The organism is Xanthomonas sp. SHU 199, from assembly GCF_000364665.1.
In the GTDB taxonomy this organism is placed as follows: domain Bacteria; phylum Pseudomonadota; class Gammaproteobacteria; order Xanthomonadales; family Xanthomonadaceae; genus Xanthomonas_A; species Xanthomonas_A sontii.
Window position 1 is genome coordinate 1 of record NZ_AQOI01000511.1, and the last position, 1,036, is coordinate 1,036.

1 protein-coding gene is annotated in these 1,036 nt (G+C 73.8%); it reads left to right on the forward strand.

Features of this window, described 5'->3' with window-relative positions; translation table 11 throughout:
* A partial coding sequence (locus tag D183_RS24955; RefSeq protein WP_017909844.1) for a 4-alpha-glucanotransferase occupies nucleotides 1–1,036 on the forward strand: 1,036 nt, incomplete at both ends.

Sequence of the window (1,036 nt, forward strand, 5' to 3'; positions counted from 1 at the left end):
GTGCTCGGCGCCGCGGCCGCGCAGCGCGCGCTGGAGGCAGCCGGGCTGGCGCAGGCGTTCGCCGAGGCGCAGGCGCGGCCGCTGATCGACTGGCCGGCCTCGGCTGCGTTGAAGTGGCAGTGGCTGCGGCAACTGCATGCCGACTTCGATCAGGCCGATGCCGCCCTGCACGCCGACCTGGCCGCGTTCGAACGCGATGGCGGCAGCGCCCTGCATGCGCATGCCGCGTTCGCCGCGCAGGACTTCGGCGATGCCGATCCGGGCCTGCACCGCTTCGCGCAGTGGTTGGCCGCGCGCAGTTGGGCCGACGTGCAGCGGCAAGCACGCGCCGACGGCATGGGCATCGGCCTGATCGCCGACCTGGCGGTGGGCTTCGACGCGCATGGCGCCGAAGCCGCCGCATGGCCGCAGGCGGTGCTGCAGGGGCTGGAACTGGGCGCGCCGCCGGACGCGTTCAACGGCGATGGCCAGGCCTGGGGCATCTGCGGCTATGCGCCGACCGCGCTGCGCGCCACCGGCTTCGCGCCGTTCATCGAACTGCTGCGCGCGGTGATGCGCGATCGCGGCGGCGTGCGCATCGACCACATCCTCGGCCTGCTGCGGCTGTGGGTGATTCCGCGCGGCGCACCCTCCTCCACCGGCGTGTACCTGCGCTATCCGCTGCACGACCTACTGCGCCTGCTCGCGCTGGAGTCCTGGCGACACCGCGCGATCGTGATCGGCGAGGACCTGGGCGTGGTGCCGGACGGCATCCGCGCGGAACTGTCGCGCCGCGGGGTGATGGGCATCGACGTGCTGCTGTTCACCCGCGACCGCGCCGGCGCGTTCCTGCCACCGGCACAGTGGCGCCCCGACGCACTCGCCACCACCACCACTCATGACCTGCCGACTCTGCGCGGCTGGCGCCGCGGCGAGGACATCGACTGGCGCCGGCGCCTGCAGTTGAGCGACGCCGCGCAGCAACATGCCGACCATGAGGCACGCACCGACGATGTCGCGCGCATGGACCAGGCGGTCGCCGCGGCGCTGCCGCCCG